14 protein-coding genes are annotated in these 15354 nt (G+C 71.0%); 3 read left to right on the top strand and 11 right to left on the bottom strand.

The features are described from left to right. Positions 1–2 precede the first annotated feature (2 nt). Both KLK06_RS15210 and KLK06_RS15205 read right to left on the bottom strand, forming a co-directional pair. Positions 3–1244, bottom strand: coding sequence for a sugar ABC transporter substrate-binding protein (locus tag KLK06_RS15210; RefSeq protein ID WP_214636059.1), 1242 nt, complete (start codon positions 1242–1244; stop codon positions 3–5). A gap of 97 nt (positions 1245–1341) precedes the next feature. After that, positions 1342–2508, bottom strand: a complete 1167-nt coding sequence (locus KLK06_RS15205) for a DegT/DnrJ/EryC1/StrS family aminotransferase (RefSeq protein ID WP_308168264.1) — start codon at positions 2506–2508, stop codon at positions 1342–1344. Between the two features lie 58 nt (positions 2509–2566). Between KLK06_RS15205 and KLK06_RS15200 the strand changes: the two genes are divergently transcribed. Further along, on the top strand, positions 2567–3772 hold the full coding sequence (locus KLK06_RS15200) for a hypothetical protein (RefSeq protein WP_308168263.1): 1206 nt from the start codon (positions 2567–2569) through the stop codon (positions 3770–3772). Positions 3773–3855: 83 nt separating this feature from the next. Here the strand turns inward: KLK06_RS15200 and KLK06_RS15195 are convergent, their stop codons facing one another. From KLK06_RS15195 to KLK06_RS15170, 6 genes are read right to left on the bottom strand one after another with little or no spacing between them, the layout of a single operon-like run. Further along, positions 3856–4911: a dihydrodipicolinate synthase family protein gene (locus KLK06_RS15195; RefSeq protein ID WP_214636058.1), complete on the bottom strand. Its 1056-nt coding sequence runs from the start codon at positions 4909–4911 to the stop codon at positions 3856–3858. A 37-nt stretch (positions 4912–4948) separates the two neighbouring features. Then, positions 4949–5956 carry an NAD(P)-dependent oxidoreductase gene (locus KLK06_RS15190; RefSeq protein ID WP_214636057.1) on the bottom strand — a complete coding sequence of 336 codons (1008 nt, stop codon included), beginning with the start codon at positions 5954–5956 and terminating at the stop codon, positions 4949–4951. Between the two features lie 59 nt (positions 5957–6015). Further along, positions 6016–6903, bottom strand: coding sequence for a Gfo/Idh/MocA family protein (locus tag KLK06_RS15185; RefSeq protein ID WP_214636056.1), 888 nt, complete (start codon positions 6901–6903; stop codon positions 6016–6018). A gap of 49 nt (positions 6904–6952) precedes the next feature. After that, positions 6953–8761 (bottom strand): hydantoinase B/oxoprolinase family protein, encoded by a 1809-nt coding sequence (locus KLK06_RS15180; protein ID WP_214636055.1) that lies wholly within the window; start codon positions 8759–8761, stop codon positions 6953–6955. Continuing rightward, a complete protein-coding gene (locus KLK06_RS15175) occupies positions 8754–10760 on the bottom strand; it encodes a hydantoinase/oxoprolinase family protein (RefSeq protein ID WP_214636054.1) in 2007 nt (668 codons plus the stop codon). Before KLK06_RS15175 ends, KLK06_RS15180 begins: the two co-directional genes overlap by 8 nt. A gap of 6 nt (positions 10761–10766) precedes the next feature. Continuing rightward, the gene (locus tag KLK06_RS15170) at positions 10767–11138 is read right to left on the bottom strand and encodes a hypothetical protein (protein WP_214636053.1); all 372 of its coding nucleotides are present in this window, start codon (positions 11136–11138) and stop codon (positions 10767–10769) included. Between the two features lie 76 nt (positions 11139–11214). Between KLK06_RS15170 and KLK06_RS15165 the strand changes: the two genes are divergently transcribed. Further along, positions 11215–11850 carry a thymidine kinase gene (locus tag KLK06_RS15165; RefSeq protein WP_308168262.1) on the top strand — a complete coding sequence of 212 codons (636 nt, stop codon included), beginning with the start codon at positions 11215–11217 and terminating at the stop codon, positions 11848–11850. Positions 11851–11857: 7 nt separating this feature from the next. Here the strand turns inward: KLK06_RS15165 and KLK06_RS15160 are convergent, their stop codons facing one another. Beyond that, positions 11858–12262: a MarR family winged helix-turn-helix transcriptional regulator gene (locus KLK06_RS15160; protein ID WP_214636052.1), complete on the bottom strand. Its 405-nt coding sequence runs from the start codon at positions 12260–12262 to the stop codon at positions 11858–11860. 59 nt (positions 12263–12321) lie between these two features. Between KLK06_RS15160 and KLK06_RS15155 the strand changes: the two genes are divergently transcribed. Then, on the top strand, positions 12322–13191 hold the full coding sequence (locus KLK06_RS15155; protein WP_214636051.1) for an LLM class flavin-dependent oxidoreductase: 870 nt from the start codon (positions 12322–12324) through the stop codon (positions 13189–13191). A gap of 16 nt (positions 13192–13207) precedes the next feature. Here KLK06_RS15155 and KLK06_RS15150 read toward each other — a convergent pair whose 3' ends face one another. Both KLK06_RS15150 and KLK06_RS15145 read right to left on the bottom strand, forming a co-directional pair. Further along, on the bottom strand, positions 13208–13879 hold the full coding sequence (locus tag KLK06_RS15150) for a DsbA family oxidoreductase (protein WP_308168261.1): 672 nt from the start codon (positions 13877–13879) through the stop codon (positions 13208–13210). Positions 13880–14055: 176 nt separating this feature from the next. Beyond that, positions 14056–14952 carry a hypothetical protein gene (locus KLK06_RS15145; protein WP_214636049.1) on the bottom strand — a complete coding sequence of 299 codons (897 nt, stop codon included), beginning with the start codon at positions 14950–14952 and terminating at the stop codon, positions 14056–14058. Positions 14953–15354 lie beyond the last annotated feature (402 nt).

Below are 15354 nucleotides of genomic sequence, written 5' to 3'. Positions count from 1 at the left end.
CCCTATCCGCCGTTGCTCAGCAGCGCGTCGGCCTCCTTGGCCGCCGCGTCCAGCGCCGTCTTCGCGTCCTCCTTGCCGAGCAGCGCCGCCTGGATGTGCGGGGCGATGACGCCCATCACCTGGCGGGCCTTCGGGTGGGTGTCACCCGGGAAGGCGTACTGCAGCGACTTGGCGAACTCCGTGGCCGCGGCCGACTGGCCGGGCACGGTCACGCCGGTGCGGGCGGGGAAGAAGCCCGACTCCGCGGCCAGGCTCGCGGCGACCTCGGGCGAGGACAGGTAGGTGGCGAACTTCTTCGCGGCGTCCTTGTTCTCGGCGTGCTTGGCCAGCACCAGGGCGCCGGGGATGCCGAACGCGACCCGCTTGGTGCCCTCCAGTGGAAGGCCGATGCCGACGTTCTCGGCGCCGATCGCGGCGCCGAGCTGGACGGCCTGCAGGGCGGTGGCCGCGTGGTACATCGCGGTCTTGCCGCTCGCCAGGGCGCCGCCCTCGATCTCGTTGCCCTTGCTGGCGGCGTCGGCGGGCAGGCCGCCCGCGGCCTTCAGGTCGAGCAGCAGTTGCAGGCTGTCGACGCCTTCCTTGCCGTTGAAGGCCACGTGCTTGCCGTCGGGGGCGAAGACCGTGCCGCCGTTGGCCCACAGGATGGGGTAGAAGCTCTGGTTGAGGCTGACCTCGGGCTTGCCGGGGTAGTCGAGGATGGCGACCTTCTTGGCGGCCAGCTTGGGCGCCGCCTCCTTGAGCTCGGCCAGCGTCTCGGGCGCCTTGTCGACACCCGCCTCGGCGAACAGCTTCTTGTTGTAGATGGGGGCGGTGATCGTCTGGTAGATCGGCACGCCGTACAGCTTGCCGTTCACGGTCAGCGCGGTGAGCGCGTTGGGCAGGTAGGAGGCCTTGTCCTTGGCCACCACGTCGTCGACCGCCTCGATGGTGCCCTGCTGGGCGTACTGCGGGATCTGGTCGGGACCCAGGACGACCAGGTCGAAGCCCTTCTTCGAGACCAGGGCCGTGGTGACCTTCTCCTGGCGGCCCTCCCAGGGCTGCTGGTCGATCTTGATGTCGATCGTCGCGTTCTTGGCCTCGAAGTCCTTCTCGATTTTTGCCCAGAACGCCTGACTCTTGGCCTGGTCCCCGATGACGGGGTACATCCAGAGAGTCACGGTGCTCTTGTCCGAGCCGCTGGATCCGCACCCTGCGGCGGCGAGGGCCAGGGCGGCCGCCAGGCCGAGTGCCGCGGTCTTCCTCATCGGCGGATTCCTTTCACGTAATACCGGTCCTGACCGAAACCTAATGACGGCGGCCGGTCGGGGTCAATGGATGATGCCTGAACGTAACGCCACACGGTTATCTCGTGTCTCTCGTGTCTCTCGTGGCGAAGCGGGTGATCTCGCGGGCGACGGCGTCCGCGTGCTCGGTCGTGTAGTTCTCGTTCCAGTCGATGATCAGGAGCGTCTCGGCGACCAGGCGCTCGGCCTCCGGGCAGGGGTTCGGGGCGTAGCCGTGCAGCGGGTAGCGCGAGCTCCCGTAGATGGGCCGGCCCCACAAAGGGGCGCGGTTCAGCGGTTCCTCCAGGTAACCCGCCCGTGCGGGTATCCCGGCCGCGGCCAGGTGCGCGGCCAGCTCCCGGGCGTCGCCCTGCGGCCGCACGATGGGGAACAGCCACCAGGCGTGCCCCTCCGGCCGCGGCAACCGTACTCCCGGCAGGTCCCGAAGGGCTTCGAGCAGCCGTACGGCCGTGCGGCGGCGGGCCGCGACGACGCCCGGCAGCTTGGCGAGCTGGGCCCGCGCGACGGCGGCCTGCAGCTCGGTCATGCGGTAGTTCAGGCCGAACCCGGCGTGCGAGCGCCCGGCCGCCCGGTCCCAGCCCTTGTCGGCGAACAGCCGCATCCGCCGCGCCGGCTCGTCGTGATCGGTGAGCGCCAAACCGCCGTCACCGCAGGTGATGTGCTTCCACTGCTGGAGGCTGAGGGTGCCGACGTCGCCCACGGTGCCCGCGAGCCGCCCGTCCGGCAGTTCGGTGAGCCACGCCTGGGCGCAGTCCTCGATCAGCGCGAGCCCGTGCTCGTCGGCCAGCGCCCGCAGGTCGTCCACCCGGGCGGGCGCGCCGAACAGGTGGACGGCCATGATCGCCCGGGTCCGCGGGCCGATCAGCTTGGCCACCGCGGCGGGGTCGAGATTGCCGTCGGAGGGGTCGACGTCCGCGAAGACAGGGACCGCGTTCTGCGCCAAGATGGGGGCCACGGTCCCGAAGTCCGTGATCGGCGTCGTGATGACCTCGTCTCCGGGGTCCGGCGCAGCCGCCACGACCGACAGATGGAGGGCCGCCGTGCCGGAAGCGCAGGCGACGGCGTGGCGGACGCCGTACACCGTGGCGACCTCGCGTTCGAGCGCTCGCGTCTCGGTCCCCCAGACCGAGCTGAGCATGCCCGAACGGATCACCCGCGTCGCGGCGGCCACCTCCTCGTCGCCGAGTGTGCGGCCCGCGGCCTCCGCCATGGACGGGAACTTCACTGGGGCTCCTCACAAGTTATGATTGCGGTCTTGACCGAAATGAGAGAGGGAGGCGTGGGTGGGAATCGTCATCGGGGTCGTCGGCCCGCATGATCTGGTCGACGACGTCGCGGCCACGTGCGAGGAGCAGCCCGGCGTCAGCGCGCTGCGGCTCGACTACGACCACGAGTCGCAGGCACCCGCGATCGTCGAGGCGCACGCCGCCGCCGTGGAGGGGTGGCTGTTCACCGGCATAGTGCCGTACATGCTGTCGCGCGACGCCGAGACGCTGACCCGTCCCGCCGCGTTCGTCGACTACTCGGGCGCGACGCTGCTCAGCGCCCTGGTACGACTGCAGCACGAAGGCCAGGACGTGACCAGGCTGTCGATCGACACGCTGCCCGCCGCCGACGTGGCCGCCACGTTCGCCGAGGCCGGGCTGCCCGCCGACACCCTGCGCACGCTCTCCTACCGGCCGGAGATGACCTCCAAGAAGGCGGTCGCCTTCCACCGGCGCGGCCCCGACCATCCCGTGATCACCTGCCTCAGCTCGGTGCACGAGGCGCTGCGCGGCGAGATGCACGTGCTGCGCCTGGCGCCGTCCGTGCATTCGGTCCGGGTGGCGCTGCGCCAGTTGCTGCTGACCGCCGAGGGGCAGGCGCAGGAGGACGCGCAGATCGCGCTCGGGCTGATCGAGGTCGAGAGCGAGGAGGGCCTGCTGCGCGAGGCCACCGGGCTGGGCGGCACGCTGGCCGCCTTCCGTGGCGGCATCCATCTCCTGGTCACCACCCGGGGCCCGCTGTTCGACGCCACGGGCGGCTTCACCGGCCTGCCCATGCTGGGCCGCCTGGCGGCGCACAACCAGGCGGTACGCGTGGGTTTCGGGCTGGGCCGCAGCGCGGCGGAGGCGGAGAGCCTGGCCCGCCGGGCCCTGGCCCGCGCCCGGCGCATCGGCGACGTCGCGGCGGTCCTGTCGCTGCGCGCCGACACCGACATCGTCCTGGAGTCGGTGGCCGGCGTCCCGGCGTCGGGGCGGAACCTCTCGGTCATCGCCCGCCGCGTGGGCCTGTCGGTGGCGACGATCGAGCGCCTGCTGGAGGCGCGGGCGGCGGCGGGCGACGAGCCGCTCACCACCAGGGAGATCGCCGACCGCCTCGAGGTCCAGCAGCGCACGGCCCGGCGCATGCTGCACCGGCTGGAGCTGGCCGGGCTGGCCGAGCGCACGGGCAACCTCACCAGCGGCTCCAGCGGCCGCCCCCTGACCCTGTACCGCCTCACCCTCTGAGACGGCACACTCGAGGACCCCGGGCTCGCGGATCGCGGGCCTGGGGGCGGCGGGTTCGGGGACGACGCGGGCCGGCATGAGGGTCAGGCCAGCCAGCGGGACAGGCCGCCGCTGACGAAGTCGTCGTCGCGCAGCAACGGGTAGGCGGCCCAGACCCGGTCGATCTCCGCGAGCTGCCCGGGCGAGAGCTCCTCCGCCGGGTCCAGGCACCAGCGGCCGGCCAGCAGCCCCTGGCGGCGCAGCACCTCGTGGATGCCGGGGATGCAGCCGTGGAAGCCGTTCGCCGAGTCGAAGATGGCGGCGTTGGCGTCGGTGAGCTGGCCGTCGAGGGTGAGCAGCCGCCGGACGGCCGCGTCGTCGCCCGCGCGGGCCAGCTTGGCCTCCTCCAGCAGTTCGACCGCCCGCCGTACCCAGACCGCCCACTGACCGAGCAGCCCGCCGACGAACTCGATCTCGACCGCGCGCCCGTCCACGACCACCCGGTGCGTGGTGACGAGGTCGGCCAGGATGTGGTCGTCGTTGCCGGTGTAGAGGGCGACCTCGGCCGCGCGCCCGGCTCGCACCACGCCGTGGAGCACGTCGAGCGTGCGGTAACGGTCGAAGGGGGCGACCTTGATGCCCACCACGGACTCGATCGAGGCCAACCTTGTCCAGAAATTTCGGGATAAGGTACGCCCGCCGACGGCGGGCTGCAGGTAGAAGCCGATCACCGGCAGCACCTCGCCCACCGCCCGCGCCCGCTCGATCAGCCCGTCCTCGTCCAGCTCCCGCCAGGGGCTCAGCAGCACCATGTGGTAGCCGAGCGACCTGGCCAGCTCGGCCTCCGCAACGGCCTGCCGCGTGCTCCCGGTGGCCCCGGCCACCAGGACGACCTCACGCTCGTACTCGCCCACTGTCCGCGCGGCCAGCTCCAGCACCGGCGGCAGAAGGTCGGTGCCGTGGATGGCGAACTGCGTGGTGTGCACGCCCACCGCCAGCCCGCCCGCGCCGGCCTCGACGTAGTAGCGGGTCAGCGCCCGCTGGCGGCGCTCGTCCAGCTTCCTGTCCTCGGTCAGCGCCAGCGGGTGGGCCGGAATCACCAGGCCGCGCCTGAACAGGTCGCGCACGGACATCTGCGCCTCTGGAACCGTGCTGAGCACGTCGAATCCCCCTCGGGTCAATGGGTAGGGCAGGCGGTTAGAAACGGCCGTCACGGCGTTCGAACTTGGTGGGCTTGCCGAGCAGCGGGCCACCGTCCGCCACCCAGCGGGCGGTGTGCTCGATCAGCTCGGCAGGCGTGAGCTCCGGGTAGCCGAACAGGCGGTGGCACTTGCCGGCGTTCGACAGCAGCGCCGTGGGCGCCTCCTCGCCGGTGAACACCGGCTCCTTGCCCAGCGCCGCGCCGAGGTCCAGCGCGGTCCGCCGCACCGAGATCAGCTCGGGTCCCGTCACGTTCAGCACGTACGGCGGCGTCTCGGCGAGCAGCAACGAGCGGAGCACGACCTCGTTGGCGTAGCCCTGCCACACCACGTTGACCTGGCCGGTGGACAGGTCGATCGGCTCCCCGGCCAGGATCTTCCCGGCCAGGTCGACGAGCACGCCGTAGCGGAGCTCGACGGCGTAGTTGAGCCGGATCAGCGACATGCGCGTGCCGTTCGCCTCCGCGAAGTGCGACAGCACCCGCTCCCTGCCGAGGCAGCTCATCGCGTAGTCGCCGACGGGCCCGGTCGGCGAGCCCTCCGTGCTGCCCCCGCTGGTGACGGGGACGAGCGGGTAGACGTTGCCGGTGGACAGGGCGGCGATCCTGGCGTCCCTGAACCTGTCCGCGACCCGGCCGGGCAGGTACGCGTTGGTGAACCAGGTGGCGTGCTCGCGGCCCTCGGTGCCGAACTTGGCGCCGACCAGGAACACCACGTTCGGCGCGTCGGGAAGCTCGCGCAGCGCCCCCTCGTCGGCCACGTCGGCGGCGACCACGGTGGCGCCGTCGTCCTGGAGCGACCGGGCGAGCCCCGGTTCGGAGAAACGGGACACCGCGATGATCCGCCGGTCGCCGCGCGTGGCGTTGAGCGCCAGCCGGACCAGGCTCGGGCCGAGCTTGCCGCCCGCGCCGAGGATCAGGATGTCGCCGTCGAGCCGGCTCAGGTCGCCGACGAGGGCATCGCCCGGCCGCGCCAGCCGCTCCTCGAGTTCCGCTGTCGTCCGCACGCACTCTCCTCCGTTACGTCATTTACGGTCCAGACCGTAACTGCGCCGGAGTTAGGCTGTCAATGGGCGCTCTCGCGCGCCGCGACCAGAACCTCCAGGATGGCCCGGGTCTCCGCCCACGGGACGGGGCTCGGCGCGCCCCCGATCATGGCCAGGAACGCCTCGATCGTCCCCTCATAGCCGAGGCCCTTGACGTGGTCGTCGCCGCCCTCGATCACGATGGCGTCGGTGCCGCCGCGGCGGTGGACGGTGACGGTGTAGGCCTCCTCGTCGGAGACGCCGAGGATCTCGACGGTGCCCGTGACGCCGCTGTCCCAGCGCAAGGCCATGACGCCGGTGTCCTCCGAGCGCAGTCCCGCGTAGTGCCTGGTGGCCGAGGCCGCGCCGGCCAGCCGTACGTCGGGGCCGAGCAGCGCGACCAGCAGCTCCACGCCGTGGATCCCCATGGTCACCAGCGTCCCGCCGCCCTCGCCGGGGGTGTCCTGCCAGGCGTTGTAGCCGGTGGCCCAGAGGCCGACGTCATGTCGTACGGTGGCCCGGACCGCGAGCACGTCGGCGGGGTCCAGCCGCGTTCCGGCGAAGGCCGGGGCGAAGCGGAGCACCGAGCTGGACAGGACGCGGTCGTGGATCCGCAGCCGGTCCAGCTCGCGCAACTGGGCGCGGGTGGCGACGGCGGGCTTGTTCACGAAGCAGGCCGTACCCGTGTCGAGCACGGCCGCCAGCGCGCCGGGCACCCGTGGGTTCGGCACGGTCAGCACCACGCCGTCGGGCTCGGCGGCCAGCAGCGCGGCCAGGCTCGGCAGCACCTTGGCGGCCGGGTGCTCCTCGGTGAAGCGCGTCAGCCGCTCCGGGTCCTCCTCCCACACCAGCAGGTCCGCGTGGCGGGCCAGGGTGTGGGCGTCGGTGAAGGGATGGCTGGTGGCGAGACCGGCGAGGGCGACGCGCATGGCGTCCTCCATTTCTGGACGTGTCCTGAAATGGTGCCCATCATGGCAGCTAGAGCTCGTCCACCTCCGCGTGGGAGCGGCCGCCCGACAGCTTCGCGTAGCCGGGGCCGCGGTCGAAGAAGCGGCCCGCCGGCGGGCGCAGGTTGGCGCGGAGCTCGGCGGTGCCCTGCTCGTCGATGCGGTCGCCGTCCAGCACCACGCCGTAGTCGCCCAGGGCGCCCGCGATCGACACCTTGCCGTCGCGGACGTCGGCCGCCACCGCGCGCGGGTCCCGGTCGTACGGCGAGCCCCAGCCGCCGCCCCCGGTGGTGCGGATGCGGATGGTCTCGCCCGCCTGCACCTGGTGGTCGTCCACCAGGCCCTCCATCTCCTTGCCCGCGATCTCGACCCGGAACGGCCGCCCGGCCAGCCCGCCGTTGACGCCCCAGCACGACAGGATGGACCGGTCGGCGATCGACATGTACGAGGCGTCCCGGAGCATCCTGATGTGCTTGTCGTAGCCGAGCCCGCCCCTGAACATGCCCGGCCCGCCCGAGTCGCAGGCCAGCGCCAGCCGCTCGACCCGGAACGGCCAGCGCGCCTCGGCGAACTCGACGGGGATGTTGCGCGAGTCGGGCACCACGTGGATGGTGTCCTCGCCGTCGGCGTACCAGCGCCCGCCGGAGCCGCCGCCGAGGACCTCCCTCATCAGGTACGGCACGCCGTCGGCGTCGGCGCCATGGACGCCGGTGTAGCGGATCGTCTCCTGGTCGGCCGGCATGCGGCCGCCGGTGGCCTTGGCCAGCACACCCGCGAGCACGCCGAGCAGGCGCAGGATCACGAACGTCCGGGCGTTGGTGGGAGCGGGGAAGATCGGCGTGAGCAGCGTCCCCTTCTCCGGGAAGACCATCTCGATCAGGGGGACGACGCCCTCGTTGACGTCCAGCTCGGCCATGCGGTCGGGGGTGTCGGCGAGGTTGCGCAGGATGGGGGCCAGCCACTTCTTCAGGAACACGCCGTCGGCGTAGTCGCCCGCGTGGTTGATCGGCCCCTTGGCCTGCGGTGACGTACCGGTGAAGTCGATCTTCAGTGGCGCGTCCGCCGTGTGGTCGACGGTGAGCGTGATCCGCTGGGCGTGCAGTCTCGGCTCGTCGACGCCGTCGTGCTCGGCGTAGTCCTCCCAGGTGTAGGTGCCCTCGGGGATCTTGGTCAGCAGCTCGCGCCGGAACGTCTCCGTCGTCTTGCCGATGATCGCGTCGAAGCACTCCTCGACCTCGGCCTTGCCGTACCTGTCGAACAGCTCGCCCAGGCGGCGCGCCCCCATGAGACAGGCCGAGCACTCGGCGTCGAGGTCGCCCGCCAGCGAGTCGGGCATCCGCGAGTTGCGGATCATGATGCGCAGCGCGGCCTCGTTGGGCACGCCCGCGTCCCACAGCTTGATCGGCGGGACCATCAGCCCCTCCTCGAACACGCTGCGCGCGTGCGAGGGCATCGAGCCGGGCACCGAGCCGCCGATGTCGTCGTGGTGCCCGAACGCCTGCACGAAGGCCACCACCGAGCCCTCGTGGAAGACCGGGACGGTGACGCACAGGTCGGGCAGGTGGCCGATCCCGCCTTCGGACAGGTAGACGTCGTTGTGGAAGTAGACGTCGCCGGGCTTCATCGTGTCGATCGGGAAGTCGCGGACGATCGGCTGGACGAGCGCGCTGTAGGAGCGGCCGGTCAGCTTGCGCAGCCGGGCGTCGTGGATGCCCGCGCGGAAGTCGTGCGCGTCGCGGATCATCGGCGAGCGGGCGGTCCGCGCGATCGCGGTCTCGACCTCCTTCTCCACGGAGGCCAGGGTGCCCTCGACGATCTCGATGAGAACGGGGTCAGCCACGCCGCACCTCCACGTTGCCGTACTCGTCCACCTCGGCGGTGAAGCCGGGATGGATGGGGATCGTCGAGCCGTACTCCTCGATGACCGCCGGGCCCTCGACCACGGTCCCGGGGTCCAGGTCGGACCGCTGGTGGATCGGCGTGTCGGCGGCCGACTCGAAGTGCACGCTCCTGGTCCCCGCCTCTGGCCGCTCCTCAGTGCGCGGCGACCTCTGGCGGATCACCGGGCGAGTGATGGGGCCGATGCCGGAGACGCGCAGGTTGACCCATTCGACGCCGTGCCGCTCGTCGTCGCGGTAGCCGTAGCCGTAGAGCTTCTCGTGCGCCTCGTGGAAGCGGTCCAGCACCTCCCGGCGCCACTCCTCGTCCACCTCGCCCGCCGGGGCGGCCACGCGCACCTCGTACGCCTGGCCGTAGTAACGCAGGTCGGCGCTGCGGGCGTAGACCGGGTCGTCGAAACCCTCCCGGTCGAGCGCCTGCGCCGCCTCGCCCTCCAGCTCGCGGAAGATCTCCCCGGCCGTCGCCGGGGACAGGTCGCGGGTGACGTACGTACGGACGTAGTCGTTCTTGACGTCCACCGTGAGCAGGCCGAACGCCGACACGTTGCCCGGATCGGGCGGCACGATCACCGCGGGCAGGCCCAGGATGTCGATCAGCCGGCAGGCCAGCAGCGGCCCCGAGCCGCCGAACGTCACCAGCGGGAAGTCCCGCACGTCGAGCCCGCGCTTGACGGTGAGCTGGCGGATGGCGTTGCTCTGGTTGAACGCGCTGATCTCCAGGATGCCCGTCGCGGTCCGCTCGGCGCCGAGCCCGAGCTTGTCGGCCAGCGCCTCGATGCCGGTGCGCGCGGCCGCCACGTCGAGCGGGATCTCGCCGCCGAGCAGGTGCGGCGGGATGCGGCCGAGGAATACGTGCGCGTCGGTGACCGTCACCTCGGTGCCGCCCCGGCCGTAGCAGAGCGGTCCCGGATCGGCCCCCGCCGACCTGGGGCCGACCTTCAGCGTGCCCTCGGGCGAGATCCAGGCGATGGAGCCGCCGCCCGCGCCGACGGTGACGATGTCGATCATCGGGATCTTGCACGGGTAGCGGCCGATGGCGCCCTCGGTGGTGATGGACGGCTCGCCGTCGATCACCACCGAGACGTCGGTGGAGGTGCCGCCGCCGTCCAGGGTGATCACCGACGGGTGCCCCGCCGTGGCCGCGATGAGCGCCGCGCCCAGCGCGCCGGCCGCGGGCCCGGACAGCACCGTGGTGATCGGCTGGTTGACGACCTCACGGGCCGACAGCACGCCGCCGTTCGACTTCATCACCGAGAACGGCATGCCGAGCCGGGCCGACAGGTTGGCCAGGTAACGGCGCATCGTCGGCTTGACCGCCGCGTCCACGAGCGTGGTGACCGACCGCTCGTACTCGCGGTATTCGCGCAGCACGTCGCTCGACAGCGAGACGACCGCCTCGGGGTGCTCGCGGGCCAGCACGTCGCGCATGCGCCGTTCGTGGTCCGGATTGGCGTACGAGTGCAGGAAGCACACGCCGATCGCGGTGACGCCCTTGGCCTTGAACCAGCGCGCCACCTCGGCGGCCTGCTCCTCGGCGAACGGGCGCACCTCGGCACCGGTGTGGTCGAGGCGCCCCCCGATGGTCTTGACCAGGTGGATCGGGACGATCCTCGGTGGTTTGACCCAGAAGTAGGAGTTGCCATAACCGTCGGGCACGCTCTGCCTGGCGATCTCCAGGATGTACTCGAAACCCTCGGTGGTGATGAACCCCAGGTTCGCTATCCGATCCTCGAGCAGTTGGTTGGTGGCCACTGTGGTGCCGTGCACGACGGAACTCGCGTCGAGCCGGCCCAGCTTTTCGATGCCCCTGACGAACCCGTCGGCGGGGTTCGCCGGGGTCGAGGGGGTCTTGGTCGTGACGATCTCACCGGTCTGGTCGTCCACCGCCACCACATCGGTGAAGGTGCCTCCGGTGTCGACTCCGATACGGACGCTACGCATGGCTCCTCAGCTTCGGCGCCGGCCGAGCACTTCATCGATGACACGGGGCGCGTTCTCAGTGCCAACATATGCCGCCAACCGCACTACCAGCTCCTGTGACCTGGCCAGTTCGGCCTCCACCCTGGCCTTTCCCGACTGTCCCGCCTGCACGCCGAAGTAGGCGCCGATGATCGTGCCAACCACCCCGGCCACACCCGCGAACAACGCCGCGAACTCCTTCGTGGCGAACACGGCGGCCCCGAAGGCCACCAGAATCGCGACGATCCCCGTCACGACCACGAGGAAGCCGTACCGCCACCTCGTGGCGTCGGCCTGCGCCGCCGTGAGGTCGTCGGTCGTCATCATCGCGTCGAGTGCGGGTGGCTTCTCTGTGACCACGGATCCTCCTGATAACTCCAGGGGAGAAATGTCCCACGAGGTCATGGAACAAGCCAAGCCGCTAAGGTGGCCCCCTGTGACCGAATCGTTTGCCCTGTCCGCCGTCCCGTCCGGCGCTCGTGATGCCGTGCTGAAGTTCTACTTCGGTCCCATGGACTGCGGGAAGTCCACGCTCGCGCTTCAGATGAACTACAACCACGGCCGCCAGGGCAGGCGCGGGCTCGTCCTGACCAAGCACGACCGCTCGGGCGGACCCCAGGTCACCAGCAGGATAGGGCTCGGTCTCGACGCGATCGAGGTCGTGGACTCGCTCGATCTGGTGGCGCTGGTGACCGGGCACGACCGGATCGACTACCTGATCTGCGACGAGGTCTGCTTCTACACCGTCGACCAGATCGAGCAGCTCGCCGACCTGGTGGACGACCACGGGATCGACGTCTACGCCTTCGGGCTGGCCTCCGACTTCAGGTCCGTGATGTTCCCGGCGGCGCAGCGGCTGTTCGAGCTGGCGGACGAGGTGTGCCGGCTGCAGGTCGAGGTGCTGTGCTGGTGTGGGCGGCCCGGACTGCTCAACGGGCGGATCGTGGGCGGGCAACTGGTCCGTACGGGCGAGCAGGTCGTGATCGGCGACACGGACGCCTCTCCGGTGCGCTACCAGGTGCTCTGCCGCCGCCACCACCGCTCCGGGCTCCTGGGCGAGGGCACCTTCTGACCCGACCCTAGACCAGCTTGTCGAGCAGGTCTCTGAGGTGGGCCGCGTCGTCGGCCGGCAGCTTCGCCAGGAACGCCCGCTCCGCCTCTTCGACGGCCTGACCCCCGTCGCGCAGCGTGTCGCGGCCGCGCGTGGTCAGCTCGACCATGTTCTTGCGCCGGTCGTCCGGATGCGGCCGGCGGCTGACCAGCTTCTTGCCTTCGAGCGTGTCGATCAGGGCGACCATCGTCGTCCTGTCGATCCGCAGCCGCCGCGCGGCCTCCTGCTGCGACAGCGGGTCGGCCTCGTCGAGCACGTGGAGCACCGCGAGCTCACGGCCGTCGATCCCGTACGGCTCCAGGGCAGGGCCGGTGAGCTGGGTCAGGCGCAGGTTCGCGTGCTTCAGCAGGTATCCAAGGCGACGTCTCGACACATCCCGATTCTCGCACTAGCCTAATCATCAGCATTACTGACAATCAGTGGAGCTGATACATGCTGAGCTTTGGAATGAAGACCGTCCCCGTCGGCGTCACGTACGACGCGCTGCTGCGGACCTGGCAGCAGGCCGACGCCGTCCCGGTCATCGAGCACGCCTGGCTCTGGGACCACATGCTGCCGCTGTTCGGGCCGGTGGACGCGCCGATCCACGAGGGCTGGACGATGCTCGCCGCCCTGGCCGCGCGGACCTCCCGGCTCCAGCTTGGGCTCATGGTGACGAGCAATCTCACCAGGCCGCCGGCCGTACTCGCCAAGATCGCGGCGACCGTGGACGCCATCGCGCCCGGCCGCCTGGTCCTCGGCCTCGGCGTCGGCGGCACGCACCAGCCGGGCGACACGCTCGTGCCCAGGGAGTACAACGCGTACGGCCTGCACATCGCCTCACCCGCCGAGGGCGTGGCCAGGCTGGCCGAGTCCTGCACGATCATCAAGCGGATGTGGACCGAGGACCGGTTCGACTTCTCCGGCCGCTACTACCAGTTGCGCGAAGTGGTGTGCTCACCGAAGCCCGCCGTACCGCCACCGCTCCTGATCGGCGGGTGGGGCGACAGGACACTCGGCGTGGTGGCCGAGCACGCCGACATCTGGAACGTGCCGGGGCCGCCGCACAACACGACCGAGTTCATCAGGGAGCGGAACAAAGTGCTCGACGAGAAGTGCGCCGCCATCGGGCGCGACCCGGCGGAGATCACCCGCTCAACGCAACTCGTCATCTCCACCGACGACCCCGCCACCACCCGGTCATTGATCGGCGAACTGGCGGACACCGGTGTGACGCACTTCGTCCTCGGCGTCCGCCCACCCGGCCCCGCGAACGTAGCCGAGTGGCTGGCCGAAGAGATCATCGCTCACGCGGCACAGTAGCCGGGGACGTCACCGCTCAGACGGCGCAGTAACCGTCGTCGCAGCCGTCGGCCGGGTCCGCGAGGATGGTCACCGGCGTCTGGCCGGTACGCGCCGCGACCTCGTCGAGCGCGGCGTCGAACGTCTCCGCCGGCTGCGCCCCCGACACCGCGAACTGCCCCTCGAACAGGAACAGCGGCACACCCGTTATCCCCAGCGCCCGCGCCCGGTCAAGCTGCTCGCGCACCTCCTGGGCGCCCTCACCCGGCGGATGATCCACGCCCACCTCAGCGGCCAGCTTCGTGAGCACGTCCTGGTCACCGACGTTCAGCCCGTCAGTGAAGTGCGCGCGGAACAGCCGATCGACCGCCTCCTGGCCACGCCCCTGCCGGGTGGCGAGCTCGACCAACCGGTGCGCCTCAAACGTGTTCGCGCTGACGGCCTGCTCGAAGCGCAGGTCCAGCCCCTCTTCAGCGGCCACGCCGGCGACCCGGGAGATCATTTGCGCGACGTTCCCGCCGAACTTCCGCTCCAGGGCAGGGAGCAACGGCTCACCTTCGGTGGGGGCGTCCGGGTTCAGCTGGAACGGTCGCATGGTGATGTCCACGACGCCGCCCTTGTCGCGGAACCGGTCGGCGGCACGGGCGAAGCGAGCATGACCGATGTAACACCAGGGGCAGACGATGTCCGAAAATATCTCGACTTTCACGCTCGATGACAACCTCCAGAACCCGGCCCCCATTCCACCGGCCTTGCACGTCCGATCAGGCCGACCACCCCGGGGCCCGCTTCCCGACAGACCGGTGGCCTGCGCTCATCAGGCCGGTCACCCAGCAACCGTTCCCACCAGACCGGTCACCCGGCGGCCAGTTCCCGACAAGCTACTCACCCGGCGGCCAGTTCCTCCAGCCGATAGGGGAGATAGGCCGAGTCGTCCACCAGGGCCGAGGCGCCGCGCCACCAGCCGAACCACTCCCCGCTCCGCCACATCCAATCGACCCGCTCGATGGTCGCCACCACGTCGCCGACCGTCTGCCACCGCTCGCCCAACTGCTCGCGGGTGGCACCGTGCCGTAGCGCCCAGGCACGCAGGATGCCGGCGGCGGCGGTGGGGACTTCGCGGGCGTACGGATCGGGATCCTCCCCGGGCAGCCGGTGCGGCCCGAGCCCGGCCGCCACTCCCCAGCTCCACTGCGCCTCGGCGGGACGCGAATAACGCAACGAGTGGAAGTCGAGGTTCGAGCCCAGGTCCTCGTCAGGCCGCCGGGTGACGACCGCGTCGAGCCGACCGCCGGCATCGAAGTGCACGACGAGCCGCTGACCCGGCTTCGCCCCCTCCGGCAGCTCGAAACGATCCTCGGCCTGCCACGAGTTCAGGTCCACCTGGGCAACGGGCTCGCCCCACAGCTGGTCGGCCGCGTCGTCGGAGATCCAGGCGGCGAGCATCTCCAGCGCGGTCAGATCGGTCCACGGCTCGATCGCGACGGCCGTACGCAGCACCTCGTCGGGCGCGGGCAACTTGCCGCCCCTGGGCCGCGTCCACCATTCGTCACCCAGCTCGCGGGCGCCGACCAGCAGCGCGGCGATGGCGGCCAACTCGGCGGACCGCCTGGTGAGAGACGCGCCAAGCGCCAGACTCAGACAGCGTTCGGTCCGCTCGTCGCCGAGCGCGGGGCGCGCGTCGCCGATCAGCGCCTCGGCGGTCGGGCGCTCCTCTCCGAGTAGGTTGCGTATGACTCGCCGGGCCTCGGTTCGTGCGTCTTCAGCGTGTGCCTGCCGCATACAGCCACGCTACGCCTGGAGATCCTTTTCCGCGAGAGCTCAGCCCCACCCTCATGAGCAGCCGGTTTGACGACCTGGCCACCTCCGAGACCTCAGCCCCCTCGGCAGCGGCCGGTCTGTCGGCATACCCGTCCCCAGGGGCGACGGGTGACGGCAGACCCAGCCGTTCCGGCCCAGCAGCAAGCCCACGGCACGATGCCCACCCGCATCAGCTTGACGGCGCGACCATCCCTCAAGGCGACGCCGCGCGCCCGGCATCCCCCGAGGCGAGGCCGAGCGCCGAGCTAAGGCGAGGACGAGCGCCGGGCATCTCCCCAAGGCGATTCCGACCTCGCTCGGGCGATGCCGACGTCGCTCGGGGCGACACCTAGCGCGGCCGCAGCCGGGTTTCCCCGTATCGTC

Origin of the sequence: Nonomuraea sp. NEAU-A123 (assembly GCF_018603905.1) — a bacterium.
Taxonomy (GTDB): domain Bacteria; phylum Actinomycetota; class Actinomycetes; order Streptosporangiales; family Streptosporangiaceae; genus Nonomuraea.
This window is presented reverse-complemented; position numbering and strand designations above follow the sequence as displayed.

Bases quoted from the DNA above. Each gene is read 5' to 3' on its own strand.
- KLK06_RS15210 (WP_214636059.1), bottom strand. From the start codon at position 1,244: ATGAGGAAGACCGCGGCACTCGGCCTGGCGGCCGCCCTGGCCCTCGCC.
- KLK06_RS15185 (WP_214636056.1), bottom strand. From the start codon at position 6,903: ATGCGCGTCGCCCTCGCCGGTCTCGCCACCAGCCATCCCTTCACCGAC.
- KLK06_RS15175 (WP_214636054.1), bottom strand. From the start codon at position 10,760: ATGCGTAGCGTCCGTATCGGAGTCGACACCGGAGGCACCTTCACCGAT.
- KLK06_RS15155 (WP_214636051.1), top strand. From the start codon at position 12,322: ATGCTGAGCTTTGGAATGAAGACCGTCCCCGTCGGCGTCACGTACGAC.
- KLK06_RS15145 (WP_214636049.1), bottom strand. From the start codon at position 14,952: ATGCGGCAGGCACACGCTGAAGACGCACGAACCGAGGCCCGGCGAGTC.